18 protein-coding genes are annotated in these 18,543 nt (G+C 32.6%); 15 read left to right on the top strand and 3 right to left on the bottom strand.

Annotated elements, in window-relative coordinates:
• Positions 1–111: 111 nt before the first annotated feature.
• Positions 112–2,025 (bottom strand): molecular chaperone HtpG, encoded by a 1,914-nt coding sequence (htpG, locus tag Q4Q47_RS22170; protein WP_303308916.1) that lies wholly within the window; start codon positions 2,023–2,025, stop codon positions 112–114.
• A gap of 290 nt (positions 2,026–2,315) precedes the next feature.
• On the opposite strand from htpG, the gene Q4Q47_RS22175 reads away from it, so the two are divergent.
• Positions 2,316–3,320, top strand: coding sequence for a 3-oxoacyl-ACP synthase III family protein (locus tag Q4Q47_RS22175; RefSeq protein ID WP_303308917.1), 1,005 nt, complete (start codon positions 2,316–2,318; stop codon positions 3,318–3,320).
• A gap of 942 nt (positions 3,321–4,262) precedes the next feature.
• Here the strand turns inward: Q4Q47_RS22175 and Q4Q47_RS22180 are convergent.
• The gene (locus Q4Q47_RS22180) at positions 4,263–6,746 is read right to left on the bottom strand and encodes an outer membrane beta-barrel family protein (RefSeq protein ID WP_303308918.1); all 2,484 of its coding nucleotides are present in this window, start codon (positions 6,744–6,746) and stop codon (positions 4,263–4,265) included.
• 100 nt (positions 6,747–6,846) lie between these two features.
• Here Q4Q47_RS22180 and Q4Q47_RS22185 point away from each other — a divergent pair, with 100 nt between their 5' ends.
• Positions 6,847–7,209: a CoA-binding protein gene (locus Q4Q47_RS22185; protein WP_303308919.1), complete on the top strand. Its 363-nt coding sequence runs from the start codon at positions 6,847–6,849 to the stop codon at positions 7,207–7,209.
• Here the strand turns inward: Q4Q47_RS22185 and Q4Q47_RS22190 are convergent.
• Complete coding sequence (locus Q4Q47_RS22190; RefSeq protein WP_303308920.1) at positions 7,180–8,643, bottom strand: sodium:solute symporter; 1,464 nt, start codon at positions 8,641–8,643, stop codon at positions 7,180–7,182. The genes Q4Q47_RS22185 and Q4Q47_RS22190 overlap by 30 nt on opposite strands.
• Positions 8,644–8,765: 122 nt before the next feature.
• Between Q4Q47_RS22190 and recR the strand changes: the two genes are divergently transcribed.
• The 13 genes from recR to Q4Q47_RS22255 all read left to right on the top strand — a co-directional run bounded on the left by recR (position 8,766) and on the right by Q4Q47_RS22255 (position 18,498).
• Positions 8,766–9,383, top strand: coding sequence for a recombination mediator RecR (recR, locus tag Q4Q47_RS22195; protein ID WP_303308921.1), 618 nt, complete (start codon positions 8,766–8,768; stop codon positions 9,381–9,383).
• 7 nt (positions 9,384–9,390) lie between these two features.
• Positions 9,391–10,485, top strand: a complete 1,095-nt coding sequence (locus Q4Q47_RS22200; RefSeq protein ID WP_303308922.1) for a glycosyltransferase family 2 protein — start codon at positions 9,391–9,393, stop codon at positions 10,483–10,485.
• Between the two features lie 88 nt (positions 10,486–10,573).
• On the top strand, positions 10,574–11,893 hold the full coding sequence (locus tag Q4Q47_RS22205) for a dihydrolipoamide acetyltransferase family protein (protein WP_303308923.1): 1,320 nt from the start codon (positions 10,574–10,576) through the stop codon (positions 11,891–11,893).
• 101 nt (positions 11,894–11,994) lie between these two features.
• Complete coding sequence (locus tag Q4Q47_RS22210; RefSeq protein WP_303308924.1) at positions 11,995–12,771, top strand: 3'-5' exonuclease; 777 nt, start codon at positions 11,995–11,997, stop codon at positions 12,769–12,771.
• A 117-nt stretch (positions 12,772–12,888) separates the two neighbouring features.
• Positions 12,889–13,500, top strand: coding sequence for a fumarylacetoacetate hydrolase family protein (locus tag Q4Q47_RS22215; protein ID WP_303308925.1), 612 nt, complete (start codon positions 12,889–12,891; stop codon positions 13,498–13,500).
• Positions 13,501–13,842 (top strand): Hpt domain-containing protein, encoded by a 342-nt coding sequence (locus Q4Q47_RS22220; RefSeq protein WP_303308926.1) that lies wholly within the window; start codon positions 13,501–13,503, stop codon positions 13,840–13,842.
• Complete coding sequence (locus Q4Q47_RS22225) at positions 13,842–15,092, top strand: competence/damage-inducible protein A (RefSeq protein ID WP_303308927.1); 1,251 nt, start codon at positions 13,842–13,844, stop codon at positions 15,090–15,092. Before Q4Q47_RS22220 ends, Q4Q47_RS22225 begins: the two co-directional genes overlap by 1 nt.
• 82 nt (positions 15,093–15,174) lie before the next feature.
• Positions 15,175–15,411 (top strand): 50S ribosomal protein L28, encoded by a 237-nt coding sequence (rpmB, locus tag Q4Q47_RS22230; protein WP_274183589.1) that lies wholly within the window; start codon positions 15,175–15,177, stop codon positions 15,409–15,411.
• 56 nt (positions 15,412–15,467) lie between these two features.
• On the top strand, positions 15,468–15,650 hold the full coding sequence (rpmG, locus tag Q4Q47_RS22235) for a 50S ribosomal protein L33 (RefSeq protein WP_303308928.1): 183 nt from the start codon (positions 15,468–15,470) through the stop codon (positions 15,648–15,650).
• 6 nt (positions 15,651–15,656) lie between these two features.
• A complete protein-coding gene (locus Q4Q47_RS22240; protein ID WP_303308929.1) occupies positions 15,657–15,809 on the top strand; it encodes a DUF4295 domain-containing protein in 153 nt (50 codons plus the stop codon).
• A gap of 427 nt (positions 15,810–16,236) precedes the next feature.
• Complete coding sequence (gene ftsY / locus Q4Q47_RS22245; protein ID WP_303308930.1) at positions 16,237–17,190, top strand: signal recognition particle-docking protein FtsY; 954 nt, start codon at positions 16,237–16,239, stop codon at positions 17,188–17,190.
• 146 nt (positions 17,191–17,336) lie between these two features.
• Positions 17,337–17,648 (top strand): hypothetical protein, encoded by a 312-nt coding sequence (locus tag Q4Q47_RS22250; protein WP_303308931.1) that lies wholly within the window; start codon positions 17,337–17,339, stop codon positions 17,646–17,648.
• On the top strand, positions 17,638–18,498 hold the full coding sequence (locus Q4Q47_RS22255; protein WP_303308932.1) for a hypothetical protein: 861 nt from the start codon (positions 17,638–17,640) through the stop codon (positions 18,496–18,498). The genes Q4Q47_RS22250 and Q4Q47_RS22255 overlap by 11 nt, the downstream gene beginning before the upstream one ends.
• The last annotated feature ends 45 nt before the right edge of the window (positions 18,499–18,543 follow it).

Raw genomic sequence — 18,543 nt, forward strand, 5'->3', positions numbered from 1 at the left:
TCAACATGTTTGTTAAACAAAAAACCACCTTGCTTTCACAAAGTGGCTTTCATATCTATATTACGTATTTAAGGTAGCATCATGAGATTCCTGCCTTCGCAGGAATGACAGCTACTTGATCATCTCATAACTACGTTTAATAAAGTTTGTTAACTCTTCGCCTTTTAAAAGTCCTTGAGATAAACGAGCCAAATCTAAACTTTGGTTAATTAAACGTTCTTGTTTCTTTTTGGTTTTGGTACCAAGAATTTCGCCAACCAATTCGGAGTTAGTGTTTACGATCAGGTTGTACATCTCCGGCATGTTACCCATACCAAACATACCACCGCCACCACCAGTAGCTTGCATTTCTTTCATTCTACGCATAAATTCCGGTTGCGTAATAATAAAAGGTGATGCATCGCTATCCATAGCTTCTAGTTGTACCATGAATTTTTCAGCAGGAATCACTTCTTTTAATAACTCGTCTAAAGCTTTTTTCTGGTCTTCATCTAATTTAGAAATGGTGGTTTCATCTTTCTTGATTAAATTATCAATATGATCACCATCAACACGCGCAAACGTGATGTTTTCTTTAGTAGATTCTAACTTTTGTATTAAGTGTGATATAATCGGAGAATCTAATAATAAGACCTCATAACCTTTTGCTTTAGCAGATTCAATGTAGCTATGTTGCGCATCTTTATCTGAAGCATAAAGGATCACTAACTTGTCATCTTTATCGGTTTGTTTCGCTTTAATTTTGTTGAATAACTCTTCGTAAGTATAATAGGTACCATCAACAGTTGGATATAATGCAAAAGCATCTGCTTTTTCGAAGAATTTTTCTTCAGAAAGCATACCGTATTCAATCACGATTTTAATATCGTTCCATTTCGCTTCAAAATCTTCACGACTATTATTGAATAGTGATTTTAATTTATCGGCTACTTTCCTGGTAATGTAAGACGAAATCTTTTTTACAGCACCATCTGCTTGTAAATAAGAACGAGATACATTTAACGGGATATCTGGAGAGTCAATAACCCCACGAAGCATGGTTAAAAACTCAGGAACAATACCTTCAACGTTATCGGTTACAAAAACCTGATTTTGATACAATTGAATTTTATCCTTCTGAATTTGCATGTCGTTAGACATTTTTGGGAAGTATAAAATCCCCGTTAAATTGAACGGATAATCTACATTTAAGTGAATGTTGAATAAAGGCTCTTCAAATTGCATAGGATACAATTCACGATAAAAGTCTTTATAGTTTTGATCTTCTAAATCTGCCGGTTGTTTAGTCCACGCAGGATTAGGATTGTTAATGATGTTGTCTACCGTAATTTGTTTGTGAGGCTCAGTCGTTTCTTTACCGTCCTCATCTTTTGTAGTTTTAGGTGTAAAGTCTGGATCGTTTACTTCTTTAGTTCCAAATTTAATTGGAATAGGCATAAACTTGTTATACTTTTCAAGTAAGCTTGTAATACGTCCTTCTTCTAAAAACTCTGTAGAATCCTCAGCAATATGTAGAATGATTTCTGTACCTCTATCTGTTTTATCTGAAGCCTCTAAGGTGAATTCCGGACTTCCATCACACGTCCAATGTGCTGCAGGGGCGTCTTGATGAGATTTTGTGATAATCTCAACTTTTTCAGCGACCATAAAAGCAGAATAAAAACCAAGACCAAAATGCCCGATAATACCAGAATCTTTTGCAGAATCTTTGTATTTATCTAAAAACTCTTCAGCACCTGAAAAAGCTACTTGGTTGATGTATTTTTCAACTTCTTCAGCGGTCATACCTAAGCCTTGATCTATAATATGAAGTTTTTTACCGTCTTTATCAATCTTAATTTCAATTTGTGGATTGCCATATTCAACCTTGGCATCACCAACATTTGTTAAATGCTTTAATTTTAAAGTGGCATCTGTAGCATTACTAATTAACTCACGTAAAAAGATTTCGTGGTCACTGTATAAGAACTTTTTAATGAGAGGAAAGATATTCTCTACCGAAACATTAATATTTCCTTTTGTCATAATAAATAATTTATTTGTCATTCCCTTGAAGAAGGGAATCTGATTAATTTTTGTTTTTACTTTACTTTTATGAGTTAGTCAAAAAAAGTACCAATAGTTGAAATATGACAAACTGACACAACTTTTTGTAAAAAAGTAATTTCCAAAACCTAAAACCCACAAACCTTTAATTAAGTTAATTAAGTTAATTTTTGGAATTTTTATTTGGTCTGGCTTTTTGGGATTTGTGATTCGAAATTTGAAATTTACTGCTAGTTATTGTACTTTGTATTACTTTAAGAAAAGATATTATGTATAATTCGAAGATAATAGGGCTGGGAAAGTACCTGCCAGATAACGTTGTGACCAATGATGATTTGTCTAAATTGATGGATACTAATGATGCATGGATTCAAGAACGTACAGGGATAAAGGAGCGTAGATGGATTAAAGAAGGTACAGAAGATACCTCTGCGATTATGGGCGCAAAGGCTGCCAGAATTGCTATTGAGCGTTCAGGGTTAACAAAAGATGATATTGATTTTATTGTATTTGCTACTTTAAGTCCAGATTACTATTTCCCTGGCTGTGGGGTGCAAATACAAGATATGCTGGATATGCCTACAGTGGGCGCTTTAGATGTAAGAAATCAATGCTCTGGATTTGTATATGCCATATCTGTTGCCGATCAATTTATTAAAACCGGGATGTATAAAAACATTCTAGTTATAGGCGCGGAGTATCATAGTAACGGATTAGATAAAACCACCAGAGGGAGAGGGGTATCGGTTATTTTTGGTGATGGAGCAGGGGCTTGTGTGTTATCTAGAGAAGAAGATAATACTAAAGGTATTTTATCTACACATTTGCATAGCGAAGGGAAATATGCCGATAAATTAACGGTAACCTCACCAAGTATTGCGCACTGGGTACCTGAAATTTTAGCATCTAAAGAAGAGGATATATCTTATTTTCCTTATATGGATGGCACTTTTGTTTTTAAAAATGCCGTCGTGCGTTTTAGTGAAGTGATTATGGAAGGCCTCTTGAAGAATGGCCTACAAAAAGAAGATATCGATCTGCTGATTCCGCATCAAGCCAATTTACGAATTGCTCAGTTTATCCAGAAGAAGTTTGCTTTAAGAGACGACCAGGTATTTAATAATATTATGAAATATGGTAATACGACGGCAGCATCTGTTATTATCGCTTTAACTGAAGCTTGGGAAGAAGATAAAATAAAAGAAGGAGATCATGTCGTGCTGGCTGCTTTTGGAAGTGGATTTACCTGGGCTAGCGCTATTATTAAATGGTAATAAAATTTTGTGATTCAGAGCGCAGCGAAGAATCTTATATTTATGTAAATCAATATAGTTTTAAGAGATTCTTCGCTGCGCTCTGAATGACCTTTTAAACCTGAGTTCGACGTAAGGATCGTAGATAAAAGTCAATAAATATGCTAGATTCAACTTATAATTATCATAGACTAGCTGGATAGTCTATGATAATTTAAGGAAGAAGATGGTATGTTTAGCGATTTTTAGCTTGAAATTAATAGGTTTGAATATGTTTCAGAGACCTAAAATTTACTCTATTGAGATAAGTGTTTGATAAATAGGTTTTTATAAAAACAGCCTCATTTTCCTTACGTCGAACTCAGGTTTTAACGTAAAAAAATGAAAAACCCGAAACTATTAGGTTTCGGGTTTTTCTAGCTATTAATCAACTTCAACTAACACTAATGTGAAGAATCTTAATGTATTAGACGAATAAAGTCTTATAATATTGTATAAAACTTTAATATTTAACTTTTTTTAACATATAGAACTTATATATAGAAAAAAACTCGAAATAAAAATTACGAGTTTTTTAATAATACAGATCTTTTATCACGAATTTTTTTGTGTATGTAGACGACTAACTCTAAATAACTACTATTCTCTTCGTTTTGGTTAGATTGTACATTACGTTTAACGTTAGAATATTTTATTTATTGTATAAAAATTAATATTTATTAAAAAATATTTTTTTTAGCATTTATCTGAAGACCTTCTTAGTCTTTTTCTAGATAAAATCTTTTTATACATATATCATTGTTACTTGAATGGTAATGAACTCATCTTGATTTTTTCTATTTCCTAAAAAATCAAGATGAGTTCATTAAAAACAAACCCCCAAAGTATTTACTTTGGAGGCTCTTATTTAATAGTCTTGCATTAATATTAACCATCAACTATAGTGCAAAACATTAAATAATTTTATAGGAAACCTCCACTTCCAGACTTTTCATTTTTATCACGACGCTTACGAGATTTTGCACGGTATTTTCCACCGCCAAATCGATAAGATAAACCAGCGGATACTGTATGACTTTCCCAGTTAAAGAAAATGTCTTGTTGATAAGGCTTGGAGCCTTCTCCAGAAAAGTGCATGGTATTAAATACATCGTTAAAATTTAAATTAAATGAGCCTTTTCCTTGAGCAAAACTCACTCGGGCACCAAGGTTCACAAAATACATAGGGTCTATGTCAAACTGTATGGTTTTATTTTGCCCTCTATAAAAGCCAAAAGCTGTTAAGCTTATTTTTTTGCTAACCTTAAAATTGTTAAACATTTTAAAATTCCAAGCGACGTTATCAACTTCTTCAATCTCAGTTACAATATTATCTGGGGTTGCAGTTTCAATAGGAGCATTTAGTCTTTCTGCAATTCCTTTTTGGGTTTGAGAATAAAAATCAAAGCTACCATTTATGCTCCACCATTTTGTAGGGCGATAGTTTGATGATACTTCTACGCCATAAGCAGAAGTGTCGTCAAAGTTGTCGTGAGTTAAAATAATTCTACCAGAAGTAACATCACTATCGTCAATAAATAAAGCTCGGTTAATTTCATCGGAAATAGCACGGTAAAATACGCCTGCAGTAATGCTCCCTTTACGATCTTTTAAATTTCTTGTATAATTTAATTCTAAAGAATTTGTAAACTGAGGTTCTAAAAATTGATTACCAAATGAAGAAACAAGTGGTGTGCTCCACTCCTTAATAGGGTTAACCTGGCCTATACCTGGGCGGTCTACACGACGGCTATAACTCAATTGATATGAATTCTTATCTGAAGGCGTGTAAGTAAAAAAGGCGGAAGGGTATAATTCAAAATAATCATTATTAAACGCTTCAGGCGTTGTTATATTAGAAACGACACCTGTTCGTAACGCTAAGGCATCTACATTAACACTTTCTGCACGTACCCCCACTTGGTAAGTCCATTTATCAAACTTTTTGCTAAACGTGGCATAGGCTGAATAAATATCTCTTGTGTAATCAAATACAGTACTTGGTGTTGGCCCCAAAGTACCAGAATTATTAAACGATTCTCCGGTTGAAGCAAAATCAATATCAGTGTTAAATAATCTAGCTTGAAGCCCAAGTTCTAACTTTGAAGTATCAGATAATGGATTTACATAATCCAAATTTACAGTAGTACTGACCCTGTCTGTTTCATTAAAGTCCTGGTAATTGGGCTGATTTCCTAAAAAGATCATATAATCAATGGGATTTTCTCCGTCATAGATATTGTGATCGACTTCTAACTCTATATTATGTCCTTCTTTTTTAAAGTCTAATTTATAATCTAAATTATATTGAGATGTATTATTTTTATCATTTCCGATAAGACTTTGACTTTGGTTAAAAGCATTATCATCGTTAAAGATAGCTTGAGTATTGCTTGTAGTAATGTTCTTGGCAACATTTTGATTTGTGAATAAAGAAATCGTGTTTTTGTCATTGATATAAACATCAATGCCAACTTTAAATAAATGTAATTTATTATTTGTTAAGAACTCAAAAAACTGCTCTGAATTGTTTTCAGGTCTAAAGACATGGCCGTTGTTGGCCCCTTTAGCAATATTATTACTGTAATTAGTAAATATATTAAACTTACCTGTACGATAATTTAAATTGATGGCACTATTAAATTTTGCTTCTTCTTCATGAGATAATGTTGTGCTTATGTTACCATTAAAGCCAACCATCGTGTTTTTATGTAAAACGATATTGATAATACCGCTCATACCTTCAGGGTTATACTTTGCAGAAGGATTTGTAATTAATTCTATGGATTTTATGGCTGTAGATGGAATTTGTTTTAATAATTGAGCTGTTGGGATATTAGATAATTTGCCATCGACCATAACCCTAACGTTTTGGTTTCCTCTAAGACTAACATCTCCAGTTTGAGCATCAACACTTACAGATGGAAGACCAACCATTAATTCTGAAGCAGTTCCAGTGGCAGCTAAATCTTTCCCAATGGTTATTACTTTCCTGTCTACCTTTTGTTGAATAGAAGAGACTTCTGCTACAACAGTAATGGCATCTAAGCCTTCTGCTTCCTCTTCCAGTAAGATGTTACCTAAATTTACTCTGTAGTTACCTTTACCTATAGTAACTTCTTTGTTGAATGTTTTGTATCCTATATATTGAATACTTACAATAACATCGCCTTCTACGACTTTTTCAATTTTAAACGTACCGTCATCCAAAGAGATGCCTCCAGTTTGGATTTTACCTTTGGTGTTTTTAATAATGATGTTGACGTAAGGTAAGGGTTGGTTTAGTTTCGCGTCTAATACCTTTCCGATTATGGTACCGGTTTTATCGGCATTTTTTTCGGGGTCTGTTGTATATGCATGTGTAGATATTGTAAACAATAAAACGCATACTAAAAATAGCTTGTACATTGTTGATTTGATTTTTTTTGATTGATGATGTCACTAATAAGTAGACGCCTTGATTCGATTTCTGTTACCATATTTTTTTATCTTAACATTTTTTTAACATATGAAAAAGAAAACACTAGTATTGGGGGCATCTTTAAAACCAAATAGGTATTCCAATTATGCTATACAAAGATTGGTTGCCAATGAGTTTGAGGTCGTTGCTTTTGGTCTGAAAAAAGGTGAAATTTCAGGAATAGTGGTTGATGATGAGTTAATGCCATATAGAAATTTGCATACAGTAACATTATACCTGAACCCTAAGAGACAGGAAGATTATTACAATTATGTAGTCTTGCTAAAACCGGAGCGTGTTATTTTTAACCCAGGAACAGAAAACCCTAAGTTTTATAAAATTTTAAAAGAAAATAATATTCCTTTTGAAGCAGCTTGCACCTTAGTTTTGCTTGCTACGGATCAATATTAATCCCAGAAATGTTATAAAACCATTGATTATGAGAAGTTCGTAGCCAATAACATAACCTCCAATTTGCTCCGCTGGAATTTTTCCGATTAAATAGGAGAGTATTACTGATATTAATGTAACAAGCCAAACGTATTTATCGACAACTTTAAACTTCGTAAAAATCCCAAAAGCAAACAACCCAAGTAGTGGGCCATAGGTGTAACCTGCAACTTTTAAAAGATTGTCAATAACGTTGCTGTCTAAAATATATTTAAAAGCTACGATAACAAAAATGAGAACGATACTCATCAAAACATGGATGCGTTTTCGTAAGCCCTTTTGTTTGGATTTCTCCATTTTTTCTATCCCTAGAAAGTCTACACAAAAAGAGGTGGTTAGTGATGTTAAGGCACTATCGGCACTACTGTAAGCGGCTGCAATTAAACCTAATAAAAATACTACTGCTAATGAAATACTCAAACCTCCATTTAGTGCAATTTCTGGGAACAGTAAATCGGTTTTCACCTTGCCGTCTAACATTGGAGTTACTATATTAAATTTATTTGCATAAATAAATAGAAGGGCTCCTAGCAGTAAGAAAATAAAATTGACAACAACTAAAACCAAACTAAAAGAAATCATGTTTTTTTGTGCGTCTTTAAGTGTTTTACAGGTTAAGTTTTTTTGCATCATATCTTGGTCTAAACCTGTCATACAAATGGCAATAAACATCCCTCCAAGAAAGGACTTTACAAGATGGTTTTTTGCTAAAAAAGACTCCGTAAAAAAAGTTTTATTATAGATCTTCAATTCATCAGAAGCTAAAAAATCTGAAAAACTCCAACCTAATTTGCTGGTAATTAGAATGATAGCTATAATCACTGCGGTGAGCATAAACAGGGTTTGTAAGGTGTCTGTCCAGACAATCGTTTTAATGCCGCCTTTATAAGTATATAACCATATTAATAAGATTGAAATAGTTACAGTTCCCCAAAATGGAAATCCATAAGCATCAAAAACAAACTTTTGTAATACAATAGCAACCAGATATAATCGAAAAGAAGCACCTAAAACTCTTGAGATAAAAAAGAAAAAAGCACCTGTTTTATAACTAACGATGCCAAAGCGACTTTCTAAATATTGATATATTGAAGTCACATTAAGCTTATAATATATAGGAAGTAGTACATAGGCTATAACAAAATACCCGGCTAAATACCCAAAAACAACCTGCATATAACTAAATTGAGAAGCTTCAACCCAACCCGGAACGGAAATAAATGTGACCCCGGAAAGTGAGGCGCCAATCATTCCAAAAGCTACAACGAACCAAGGAGATTGCCTTTTGGCCTTAAAGAAAGCTTCATTAGAATCTTCTTTGCCAGTTAAATACGATATAAGAATGAGTACGCCGAAATAAGCTGCTATAAGTAGCATGATTTGTGTTGCAGACATTAAATAAATTTTAAATGTTGAAATTACAAATATTAAAATTCAAATTCCAAATGAAGTGCATGTAATTTAAAAGTGTGGTTGAAAATTAGTGAATTTCAGGTCTAAATAGTAAATTCGCGCAAATGGAATTTTCTTCGAAACTATTAGAGCGTGCAGTAAATGAAATGTCTCAACTACCAGGTATTGGTAAGCGGACAGCTTTACGATTAGTACTGCATATGTTAAGACAGCCAAAAGAGCAAACAATGGCGCTTTCTGAGGCTTTACAGACTATGCGTAATGAAGTTAAATTCTGTAAATCGTGTCATAACATAAGTGATCAAGATCTCTGCGAAATATGTGCTAGTCCAAATAGAAATGAAAGTGTTATTTGTATTGTTGAGGATATTAAAGATGTTATGGCGATAGAGAATACAAGCTCATTTAAAGGATTATATCATGTTTTAGGAGGTAAGATATCGCCCATGGATGGTATTGGTCCGCACGACTTGAATATAGAGTCTTTGGTAAAAAAAGTTAAAGAAGGCACAATAAACGAACTTATTTTTGCGTTAAGCTCGACTATGGAGGGGGACACCACCAATTTTTATATTTATAAACAAATTCAAGAATATCAAATTTTCACATCTACCATTGCAAGAGGGATCTCTGTTGGTGATGAATTGGAATATGCTGATGAAATTACTTTGGGAAGAAGTATTGTAAATAGAATTCCATTTGAAAGTTCATTAAAGTTATGATAGTTATTTGAAACTCTCAATTGTTATATTAAATTATAATGTTCGCTACTTTTTAGAACTCTGTCTAAAAAGTGTACAAGCAGCTACCTTAGAGATTGACGCAGAAATTATTGTTGTTGATAATAATTCAGAAGATGATAGTTGTCTAATGATGAGAACCTTATTTCCAGATATTAATCTTATAGAAAATAAAACGAATTTAGGCTTTTCTAAAGGTAATAATGTTGGTGTTTCACAAGCTAAAGGGGAATATGTTTGTATTCTAAATCCAGATACGGTAGTTGCAGAAGATACATTTGTTAAGCTTTTAAAGTTTGCAGATAAAAAAGAAAAACTAGGTATTATTGGCTGCAAATTAATTAATGGAGCAGGCATGTTTTTACCTGAAAGTAAGCGCAATACACCTTACGTGAAAGCAGCGCTTAAAAAAATGTTTGGAAACTCTAAAGATTATTATGCAAATGACTTGCAAGAGAATGACGTGGAGAAAGTAGATATTTTGGTTGGAGCCTTTATGCTTTTAAAGCGAGACGTTTATAATATTATAGGAGGGTTTGATGAAGATTACTTCATGTACGGTGAAGACATTGACTTATCTTATAGCGTTTTAAAAGCCGGTTACAATAACTATTATTACGGGGAGTCTAGTGTTATCCATTTTAAAGGTGAAAGCACGTTAAAGGATAAGTTTTATGCGCGTCGTTTTTATGGCGCTATGCAAATGTTTTATAAAAAACATTTTAAAAAAAATATATTATTTGACATGTTGGTCTGGTCTGGTATTAGGTTAGTATATGTTTTTCGGAAAATACCAACCAATCGACAGAAAAAAATCAGCCAATATATTTTTCTTTCTGATGTAACAAATGAAAAACTGAAAAGGGTTTTACCAAAGAAAATCATTTTCAAACAGAAATTGGATACGGTTGAAAAGAAATCTGAAATTATTTTTAATGCGAATAGTTATAGCTATAAAAGCATTATCAAAATGATAGAGGATAATAAAAACAAAGCAATTACTTTTAAAATTTTACCTAAAAATTCTAATTTTGTACTAGGAAGTGATGATGCAATATCTAGAGGAGAGGTAATTAATTTATAATGGTTTTATTATAAATAATTTAAAAAAATTAATGATTTTTTATTAATTTTGCAAACGAAATTTAAAAAATAAGCATTACGTTATTAATATGGCAAAGTTTGAGCTTAAATTACCGAAAATGGGTGAAAGTGTTGCAGAGGCAACAATAACATCTTGGTTAAAGGAGGTTGGAGATACTATTGAAATGGATGAGCCTGTTTTAGAAATAGCAACAGATAAAGTGGATAGTGAGGTGCCAAGTGAGGTAGATGGTGTTTTAGTTGAGAAGTTTTTTAATGCAGATGATGTTGTTCAAGTTGGTCAAGTTATTGCCGTTATTGAAATAGAAGGTAGTGGTGATTCCGAATCTGTTTCTTCAAGTGAAGAAGAACAGCATCAAGAAGAAGTTGTTGAACAGGTCATGGAAACTATTGCAGTAGCTAAAGAAACGGTTGAATCTATAATTTCAAACGGTGAGCGGTTTTATTCACCGCTTGTTAAAAATATAGCGAAACAAGAAGGCGTTAGCCAACAAGAACTAGATGCTATTTCTGGCAGTGGAAAAGATGGACGCGTTACTAAAAATGATATTCTTGGTTATATAGAAAACAGAGGAGGAACTAACCAAGAACCTATGACGCAGAATATCGAAACCCCTGTTGTTCAACCTATATCTGTAGAAAAACCAAAAACAACCACAGCTCCAGTAGTTTCTAATGGAGAAGATGAGATTGTAGAAATGACCAGAATGGGCAAAATTATTGCACATCATATGGTTGAATCTGTGCAAACATCGGCACATGTACAAAGTTTTATTGAAGCCGATGTTACCACAATTTGGAATTGGAGAAAGAAAGTTAAGGACGGATTTATGAAGCGTGAAGGAGAGAATTTAACCTTTACACCAATTTTTATGGAAGCCATTGCTAAAGCACTTCGTGATTTTCCGATGATGAATATCTCTCTTCAAGGGGATACCATTGTGAAAAAGAAAAACATCAATTTAGGTATGGCAGCAGCTTTACCTGACGGTAATTTAATTGTGCCAGTTATAAAAAATGCTGATCAACTTAATTTAGTTGGTATGACGAAGCAAGTTAATGATTTGGCAAATAGAGCGCGATTAAATAAATTAAAACCAGACGATATTCAGGGTGGTACATATACTGTAACTAATGTTGGGACATTTGGTAGTATTATGGGGACTCCAATAATTAATCAACCACAAGTTGGTATTTTGGCACTTGGAGCTATTAGAAAGGTACCTGCAGTCATCGAAACTCCAGAAGGTGATTTTATAGGAATTCGTTATAAAATGTTCTTATCACATTCATACGACCATCGCGTTGTTAATGGTGCACTTGGAGGACAGTTTGTAAAAGCAGTAAAGGATTATCTGGAAGCTTGGGATAGTCATAGAGAAATATGATTTTAAAAAACGAATGTATATAAAACCAACTTTAAAACAGTTGGTTTTTTTGTTTCTACACTTTAGCAATTTAGTATCTTTACAACTTAATAATTACTCAAATGCAGCTAAATCTGACTAAACCCATTTGTTTTTTTGATCTTGAGACTACGGGAGTTAACATATCAAAAGATCGCATCGTTGAAATTTCTATTCTTAAAGTGTTCCCTAACGGAACAGAAGAAAGCAAAACGTGGCTGGTAAATCCAGAAATGACTATTCCAAAAGATGTTATTGAGATTCATGGTATTACCAATGAAAAAGTTGCAAACGAGCCAACATTTAAAGAACTCGCCAAAGAGATTTATAACATGATTAAAGATTCAGATTTAGGTGGATTTAATTCTAATAGGTTCGATATTCCTTTATTGGCAGAGGAAATGTTGCGTGCAGATATTGATTTCGATATGAAAAATTGTTTGGCTGTAGATGTGCAAACTATTTTTCATAAAATGGAACAACGTACTTTGAGTGCCGCATATAAATTTTATTGCGATAAAAATCTTGACGGCGCACATAGCGCAGAAGCAGATACTAATGCTACTTACGAGGTTTTAAAAGCACAAATTGCTAAATATGATGAGGTAGAAAATAATACTAAGTTTTTAGCTGAGTTTAGTTCAAGAAAAAAGTTTGCAGACTTTGCGGGTTTTATAGCGTATAATAAAGAGGGTGTTGAATGTTTTTCTTTTGGAAAGCATAAAGGTAAACTAGTCACAGAGGTATTAGAAAAAGAACCAGGATATTTTGGGTGGTTACAAAATGCAGATTTTCCTTTATACACCAAAAAAGTACTAACAAGTATTAAGCTTAGAAGTTTAAATAATAAATTAGGGTAATCTTGTCATTCCTGCGTAGGCAGGAATCCACTCTTAAAGCCAAAATTCAATAATTAAAATAAGATTCCTGCTTTAGTTTATCTTGAGCGAAGACGAAAGGCAGGAATGACAGAAAACATGAAGCTTATTTGCATAGGTAGAAATTACACCGAACACATTAAAGAATTAGAAAACGAAAAACCAACCGATCCAGTGGTTTTTTTGAAGCCAGATACTGCAATTTTGTTGAAGAAGCAGCCTTTTTTCATTCCAGATTTTTCAGAAGATGTACATCATGAAGTCGAAGTTTTGGTAAAAATTAATAGGGTAGGGAAGTATATTGATAGAAAGTTTGCACATAAATATTATAAAGAAATTAGCTTAGGAATTGATTTTACAGCTCGTGATTTGCAAAGCCAATTAAAAGCAAAAGGCTTGCCATGGGAAAAAGCTAAAGCTTTTGATGGCGCAGCGGTGATAGGTAGTTGGGTGAAAGTGAGTGATTTTGAGGATGTTAATAACATTAATTTCTCATTACAAAAAAACGAGAATATTGTTCAAAACGGCAATACCAGCTTCATGTTATGGAAAATTGATGAATTGATAGAATATGTGTCAAAATATTTTACTTTAAAGATAGGAGATATTATCTTTACAGGCACACCAGCAGGAGTTGGCAAAGTATTTGCAAACGATAAATTAAAAGGTTTTATAGAAGATAAAGAAATGTTTTCAATAACAGTAAAATAAATGGAGCAACATTACAAATTATTAAGAGTGCGAGAGTTAGCTGATAATGATGAGGACTTTATTGCAACTTTAGCAGAGACTTTTTTAGAAGAAGTACCAGAAGACGCAGAACGATTAAAAAAAGCAGTGGCAGAAGGAGATTATTTTAATGCTTACCAAGCGGCTCATAAAATGAAACCCACAGTCGATTTATTCGAATTAGGTATACTTGATACCTTAATTGAAGTTCAGGATTGGGGTAAATTCGAAAAGCGAGATTTAGATATTACATCTCAATTAGAAATTGTTATAAATGCAGTAGATCTGGCTGTTTCAGAGATAAGATCAGATTTTAACTTATAATGCTAGCTGAAATAATTACTATTGGTGATGAGCTTCTCATTGGTCAAGTCGTAGATACCAATTCAGTATTTATTGCAAAACAACTTAATGAAATTGGCGTATCTGTTTATCAAATAACATCGGTTCAAGATGATAAATCACATATCCTAAAAGCTTTAAAAGCTGCCGAGAATAATGTAGATATTGTTATTCTTACAGGTGGTTTAGGTCCAACAAAAGATGATATTACCAAAAAAACCATTGCTGAATATTTTAATGATACTTTAGTTAGAGATGCGTCTGTTTTAAAGAATATTGAATATATCTGGAGACATTATGTAGGGGGAACGCTTTTGCAGGTAAATAAAGACCAAGCCTTGGTGCCATCAAAAGCACAAATACTAATGAATAAATTGGGTACAGCTCCAGGGATGTGGTTGGAAAAAGATGATAAAGTTTTTATTTCGCTGCCTGGTGTGCCTTATGAAATGAATGCATTGATTGAATACCAAGTTGTTCCTAAATTAAAGGATAAATATAATTGCCCTTTTATTTTACATAAAACATTATTAGTGTATGGTTTAGGAGAAAGTGCATTAGCTAATAGAATTGAATCTTGGGAAGATGCCTTGCCCAAACATATTAAACTAGCATATTTACCAAATTTGGGCAAAATGAGACTCCGTTTGTCAGCAAAAGGCTTTGATGAACAACAAGTTAAAGAGGATGTTCAAAAAGAGATCGATAAAGTATTACCTCTAATTAAAGATGTCTTTTTTGGTTTTGAAGATGAGGAAGGTTCGGTTGAAATAACCATTGCTAAGCACCTCACTAAAATAGGGAAAACATTGTCAATTGCCGAAAGTTGCACTGGTGGTACAGTCGCAGAGCGCTTCACTGCAAATTCTGGAGCTTCGGCTTACTTTAAAGGTGGAGTCGTAACATATTCTACAGAATCTAAGATAAATGTTTTAGATATTTCAAAAAAAGATATTGTAGTATACTCCGTGGTAAGCTCTCAAGTGGTAGAATCTATGGCACAAAATGCCTTACGCTTATTCCAATCAGATTTTGCTGTAGCAACAACAGGAAATGCAGGCCCAACAAAAGGGGATTCTGATGCAGAAGTAGGAACAGTTTTTATAGGGATTGCTACAAAAAATGGTGTTTATTCCGAGAAATTTAACTTTGGAAATCATCGTGTAAAAGTGATAAATAAAGCGGTAAATAAAGCGTTGGAAATGTTGCTAAAAGAAATTTTTAAAAATTGATTAGAATTAGGTTGCTGTAAATTAAAGAATTTGTATATTTGCACCTCGATTTTAAGCAACAAAAAAATTAAAGTTATATATCATGTCAAGAGTTTGTGAACTTACAGGAAAGAAGGCAATGGTTGGAAACAATGTTTCTCATGCATTAAACAGAACAAAGCGTAAATTTAATGCGAATTTGTTAAAGAAACGTTTTTACATTCCAGAAGAAGACAGTTGGATAACTTTAAAAGTTTCTGCATCTGCTTTAAAAACTATTAACAAAATAGGTATATCTGCGGCAATTAAGGATGCAAAATCTAAAGGATTTTTAAAATAATAGCTGTACCAAGATAAGGTTTCCGCCTTTGCGGAAATGAAAAAATTATATTTACAATGGCAAAGAAAGGCAACAGAATACAAGTGATTTTAGAATGTACTGAGCATAAAGAGTCTGGTCAACCAGGGACTTCAAGATACATTACTACTAAGAATAAAAAGAATACGCCAGATAGAGTGGAGATTAAAAAATTTAATCCTATTCTTAAACGTATGACAGTTCATAAAGAGATAAAATAATAAGTCATGGCAAAGAAATCAGTAGCATCATTACAAACGGGATCTAAAAGATTAACTAAAGCTATCAAAATGGTGAAGTCACCAAAAACTGGAGCTTATATGTTCGTAGAATCCATTATGAGTCCAGAACAAGTTAAAGACTTTTTTAGCAAAAACTAAAACAGTAATACTTCAAGATATTATAAGCTGCTTTCTTTTTAGAAAGCAGCTTTTTTATGTTTATATTTGAGTTAAAAATAATTGAGGTTGTCTAAAAAGTAATATGTTTTGTGTACTTTTTAGCCTCTTACCTTTAGAATTGTCATTCCCATGCCTGAGCTGAACTTGTTTCAGTAAAAATAGGAATCTACTGCCATAATTGCAGTAAAAATTTATGGTGTGAAATTTGACATGAATAGTTTGAATGTTACAGTAAGAAACGGGCTTTTATTCGTGATTTAATAATTTATAAAAAAGGCATCTTGATTTTTTATTTAGCCTTTTGTTAAAGCAGAAATACGAATATAAAAGTATGAAACTATAAGCTCTAATGTATAATAATATAAAATTGAGCTAAACAACTCAACAAAAAACAGTAAACAATAATATGAGTTTATTTAAAAAAATATTTTCTTCAGAAAAAAAAGAAACCTTAGATAAAGGTTTAGAAAAATCTAAATCGAGTTTTTTTGGAAAATTAAGTAAAGCCGTAGCAGGAAAATCTAAGGTAGACGATGAAGTTTTAGATAATCTTGAAGAAATATTAGTATCTAGTGATGTCGGTGTAAATACAACACTTAAAGTTATAGAACGTATTGAAGAACGCGTTTCAAAAGATAAATATCTGGGAACAGAAGAACTTAATGTTATTCTTCGTGAAGAAATAGCAGGTTTATTAAGTGAAACAAATTTAGGAGAGGAAACAGATTTTATCATTCCGCAGGACAAAAAGCCTTATGTTATTATGGTTGTTGGTGTTAATGGAGTAGGTAAAACAACTACTATTGGTAAGTTAGCCTACCAATTCAAAAAACAAGGGTTAAAGGTGGTTCTTGGCGCTGCTGATACTTTTAGGGCGGCAGCGATAGATCAATTACAAGTTTGGGCAGATAGAGTAGATGTGCCTCTAGTGAAACAATCAATGGGTAGTGATCCCGCATCCGTGGCTTTTGATACGTTAGAAAGTGCTGTTACACAAAATGCTGATGTGGTGATTATAGATACAGCTGGACGTTTGCATAATAAAGTAAATTTAATGAATGAGCTTACTAAAGTAAAACGTGTGATGCAAAAAGTGGTAGACGATACCCCTAATGACGTATTATTGGTTTTAGATGGTTCTACTGGTCAAAACGCATTCGAGCAAGCAAAACAATTTACAGCGGCAACAGAAGTAACATCACTAGCCGTTACAAAACTAGACGGAACAGCAAAAGGAGGTGTCGTAATTGGTATATCAGACCAATTTAAAATTCCAGTAAAATATATAGGTGTAGGTGAAGGTATTGAAGATTTACAGGTATTTAATAAATTTGAGTTTGTAGATTCGTTTTTTAAGTAAAATTTAGTGATTAAATTATTTTTTGTAACATAGTAACTACGACTAATTCTTGTCAAAATATGGTCAGTTTAAGTAAAAAGAACTTAGTTCCTTTTTTAGTACTTTGTTTGGCTATAACACAATTATGTTTATCGAAGTTCAATGGTATGAGTAATTGGAAATTAGGAGGTTATGGCATGTATTCTACGTACCATCCGACTAGTTATTCTGTGTGGATAGAAATTGATCAAGAAAGGTTAGAAGCAAAAGAAATAGACTATTTAAATTCAAATAATGGCTATAACCAATTGGTGAATGTTTGTACTTATTACCCAAGTAATTCAAATCTTAGAAAATTATCTGCTTTGATACAAAATAAGGCGGGAAAGAGTAAAGTTGCTGTCGAAGTATGGAGGCCAAATTTTAATTCTATTACAAAAGAATATGGAAGAATAATGGTTAATAGCTATGAAGACTGATATTAATAAGTTTTTAATTTTAGGTTATATCCTTCTATTATTTGTTAATTGCCTTGAGTTTAGATCAGGGTATATTTTATCACTTTCACAGCTGTTTTTAGGGCTTTTAGCTTTTTTACCAAGATTAAATTCGAATAATTCGTGGAATAATAATTTGTTACTTGCTATTGAGGTTTTATATGTTTTAAGCCTTATTTCTGGGGTATACTTACATTATTTTAGCTTACCTAACCATTTTTTCCTATTTATAACCATAACTTTAGTTTTGCTCATATCTAGGCAGCCAAGGCATTTAAGTTATGTTGAAAATAATTTGCGCTGGGTTTTTATTATTTTAATGGGATTTGCCACAATACACAAGCTTATAGAGCCTACTTTTATAAATGGCGATTTTGCTGGTTATATGCTTATGAAAGGAAGTTTTTTTCACCATATTTTGGATAGTGGGTTATTTCCGGAAATTCAAAGTTCAATAGATGCCAATAATGCCATTTTATCTGAATTAGAAAAAACGGATCCGGCTTTAGGAGACACGTTATTTTTAAACATTAAACACCTACCTCTGAATTTTTTAATTAAAGGACTAACCATTTTTATAATAGTAGCAGAATTATTACTTACCCTATTATTTATTTTTTTTCCAAGGAGAAAAAACACGCTACTTTTTCTTTTGATTTTCGTTTGTTCCATTATGTTAGTAACTGTAGAACTCGAATTTCAAAGTACACTTTTATTTATGGGCTTTGTAATGTGTCCAGTTGTATTTTCAGGATTGAAAAAAGCTTATAAATATACTTTTATTTTATTTGCCTTGTCAGCGATCTTAAATAACTTTAAGCATTTATTATAAAGGTTTTATATGTTGAGCTGAATTATATATTATTTAAATAGTACC

This window comes from Flavivirga spongiicola (genome assembly GCF_030540825.1).
Classification (GTDB): domain Bacteria; phylum Bacteroidota; class Bacteroidia; order Flavobacteriales; family Flavobacteriaceae; genus Flavivirga; species Flavivirga spongiicola.

Excerpts from the sequence above, each read along its gene's own strand:
- htpG (WP_303308916.1), bottom strand. The coding sequence starts at position 2,025 with ATGACAAAAGGAAATATTAATGTTTCGGTAGAGAATATCTTTCCTCTC.
- rpmB (WP_274183589.1), top strand. The coding sequence starts at position 15,175 with ATGTCAAGAGTTTGTGAACTTACAGGAAAGAAGGCAATGGTTGGAAAC.
- Q4Q47_RS22240 (WP_303308929.1), top strand. The coding sequence starts at position 15,657 with ATGGCAAAGAAATCAGTAGCATCATTACAAACGGGATCTAAAAGATTA.
- Q4Q47_RS22220 (WP_303308926.1), top strand. The coding sequence starts at position 13,501 with ATGGAGCAACATTACAAATTATTAAGAGTGCGAGAGTTAGCTGATAAT.
- Q4Q47_RS22190 (WP_303308920.1), bottom strand. The coding sequence starts at position 8,643 with ATGTCTGCAACACAAATCATGCTACTTATAGCAGCTTATTTCGGCGTA.
- recR (WP_303308921.1), top strand. The coding sequence starts at position 8,766 with ATGGAATTTTCTTCGAAACTATTAGAGCGTGCAGTAAATGAAATGTCT.
- Q4Q47_RS22250 (WP_303308931.1), top strand. The coding sequence starts at position 17,337 with ATGAGTAATTGGAAATTAGGAGGTTATGGCATGTATTCTACGTACCAT.
- Q4Q47_RS22225 (WP_303308927.1), top strand. The coding sequence starts at position 13,842 with ATGCTAGCTGAAATAATTACTATTGGTGATGAGCTTCTCATTGGTCAA.
- Q4Q47_RS22180 (WP_303308918.1), bottom strand. The coding sequence starts at position 6,746 with ATGTACAAGCTATTTTTAGTATGCGTTTTATTGTTTACAATATCTACA.
- Q4Q47_RS22205 (WP_303308923.1), top strand. The coding sequence starts at position 10,574 with ATGGCAAAGTTTGAGCTTAAATTACCGAAAATGGGTGAAAGTGTTGCA.
- Q4Q47_RS22175 (WP_303308917.1), top strand. The coding sequence starts at position 2,316 with ATGTATAATTCGAAGATAATAGGGCTGGGAAAGTACCTGCCAGATAAC.
- Q4Q47_RS22185 (WP_303308919.1), top strand. The coding sequence starts at position 6,847 with ATGAAAAAGAAAACACTAGTATTGGGGGCATCTTTAAAACCAAATAGG.
- Q4Q47_RS22210 (WP_303308924.1), top strand. The coding sequence starts at position 11,995 with ATGCAGCTAAATCTGACTAAACCCATTTGTTTTTTTGATCTTGAGACT.
- Q4Q47_RS22215 (WP_303308925.1), top strand. The coding sequence starts at position 12,889 with ATGAAGCTTATTTGCATAGGTAGAAATTACACCGAACACATTAAAGAA.
- rpmG (WP_303308928.1), top strand. The coding sequence starts at position 15,468 with ATGGCAAAGAAAGGCAACAGAATACAAGTGATTTTAGAATGTACTGAG.
- ftsY (WP_303308930.1), top strand. The coding sequence starts at position 16,237 with ATGAGTTTATTTAAAAAAATATTTTCTTCAGAAAAAAAAGAAACCTTA.
- Q4Q47_RS22255 (WP_303308932.1), top strand. The coding sequence starts at position 17,638 with ATGAAGACTGATATTAATAAGTTTTTAATTTTAGGTTATATCCTTCTA.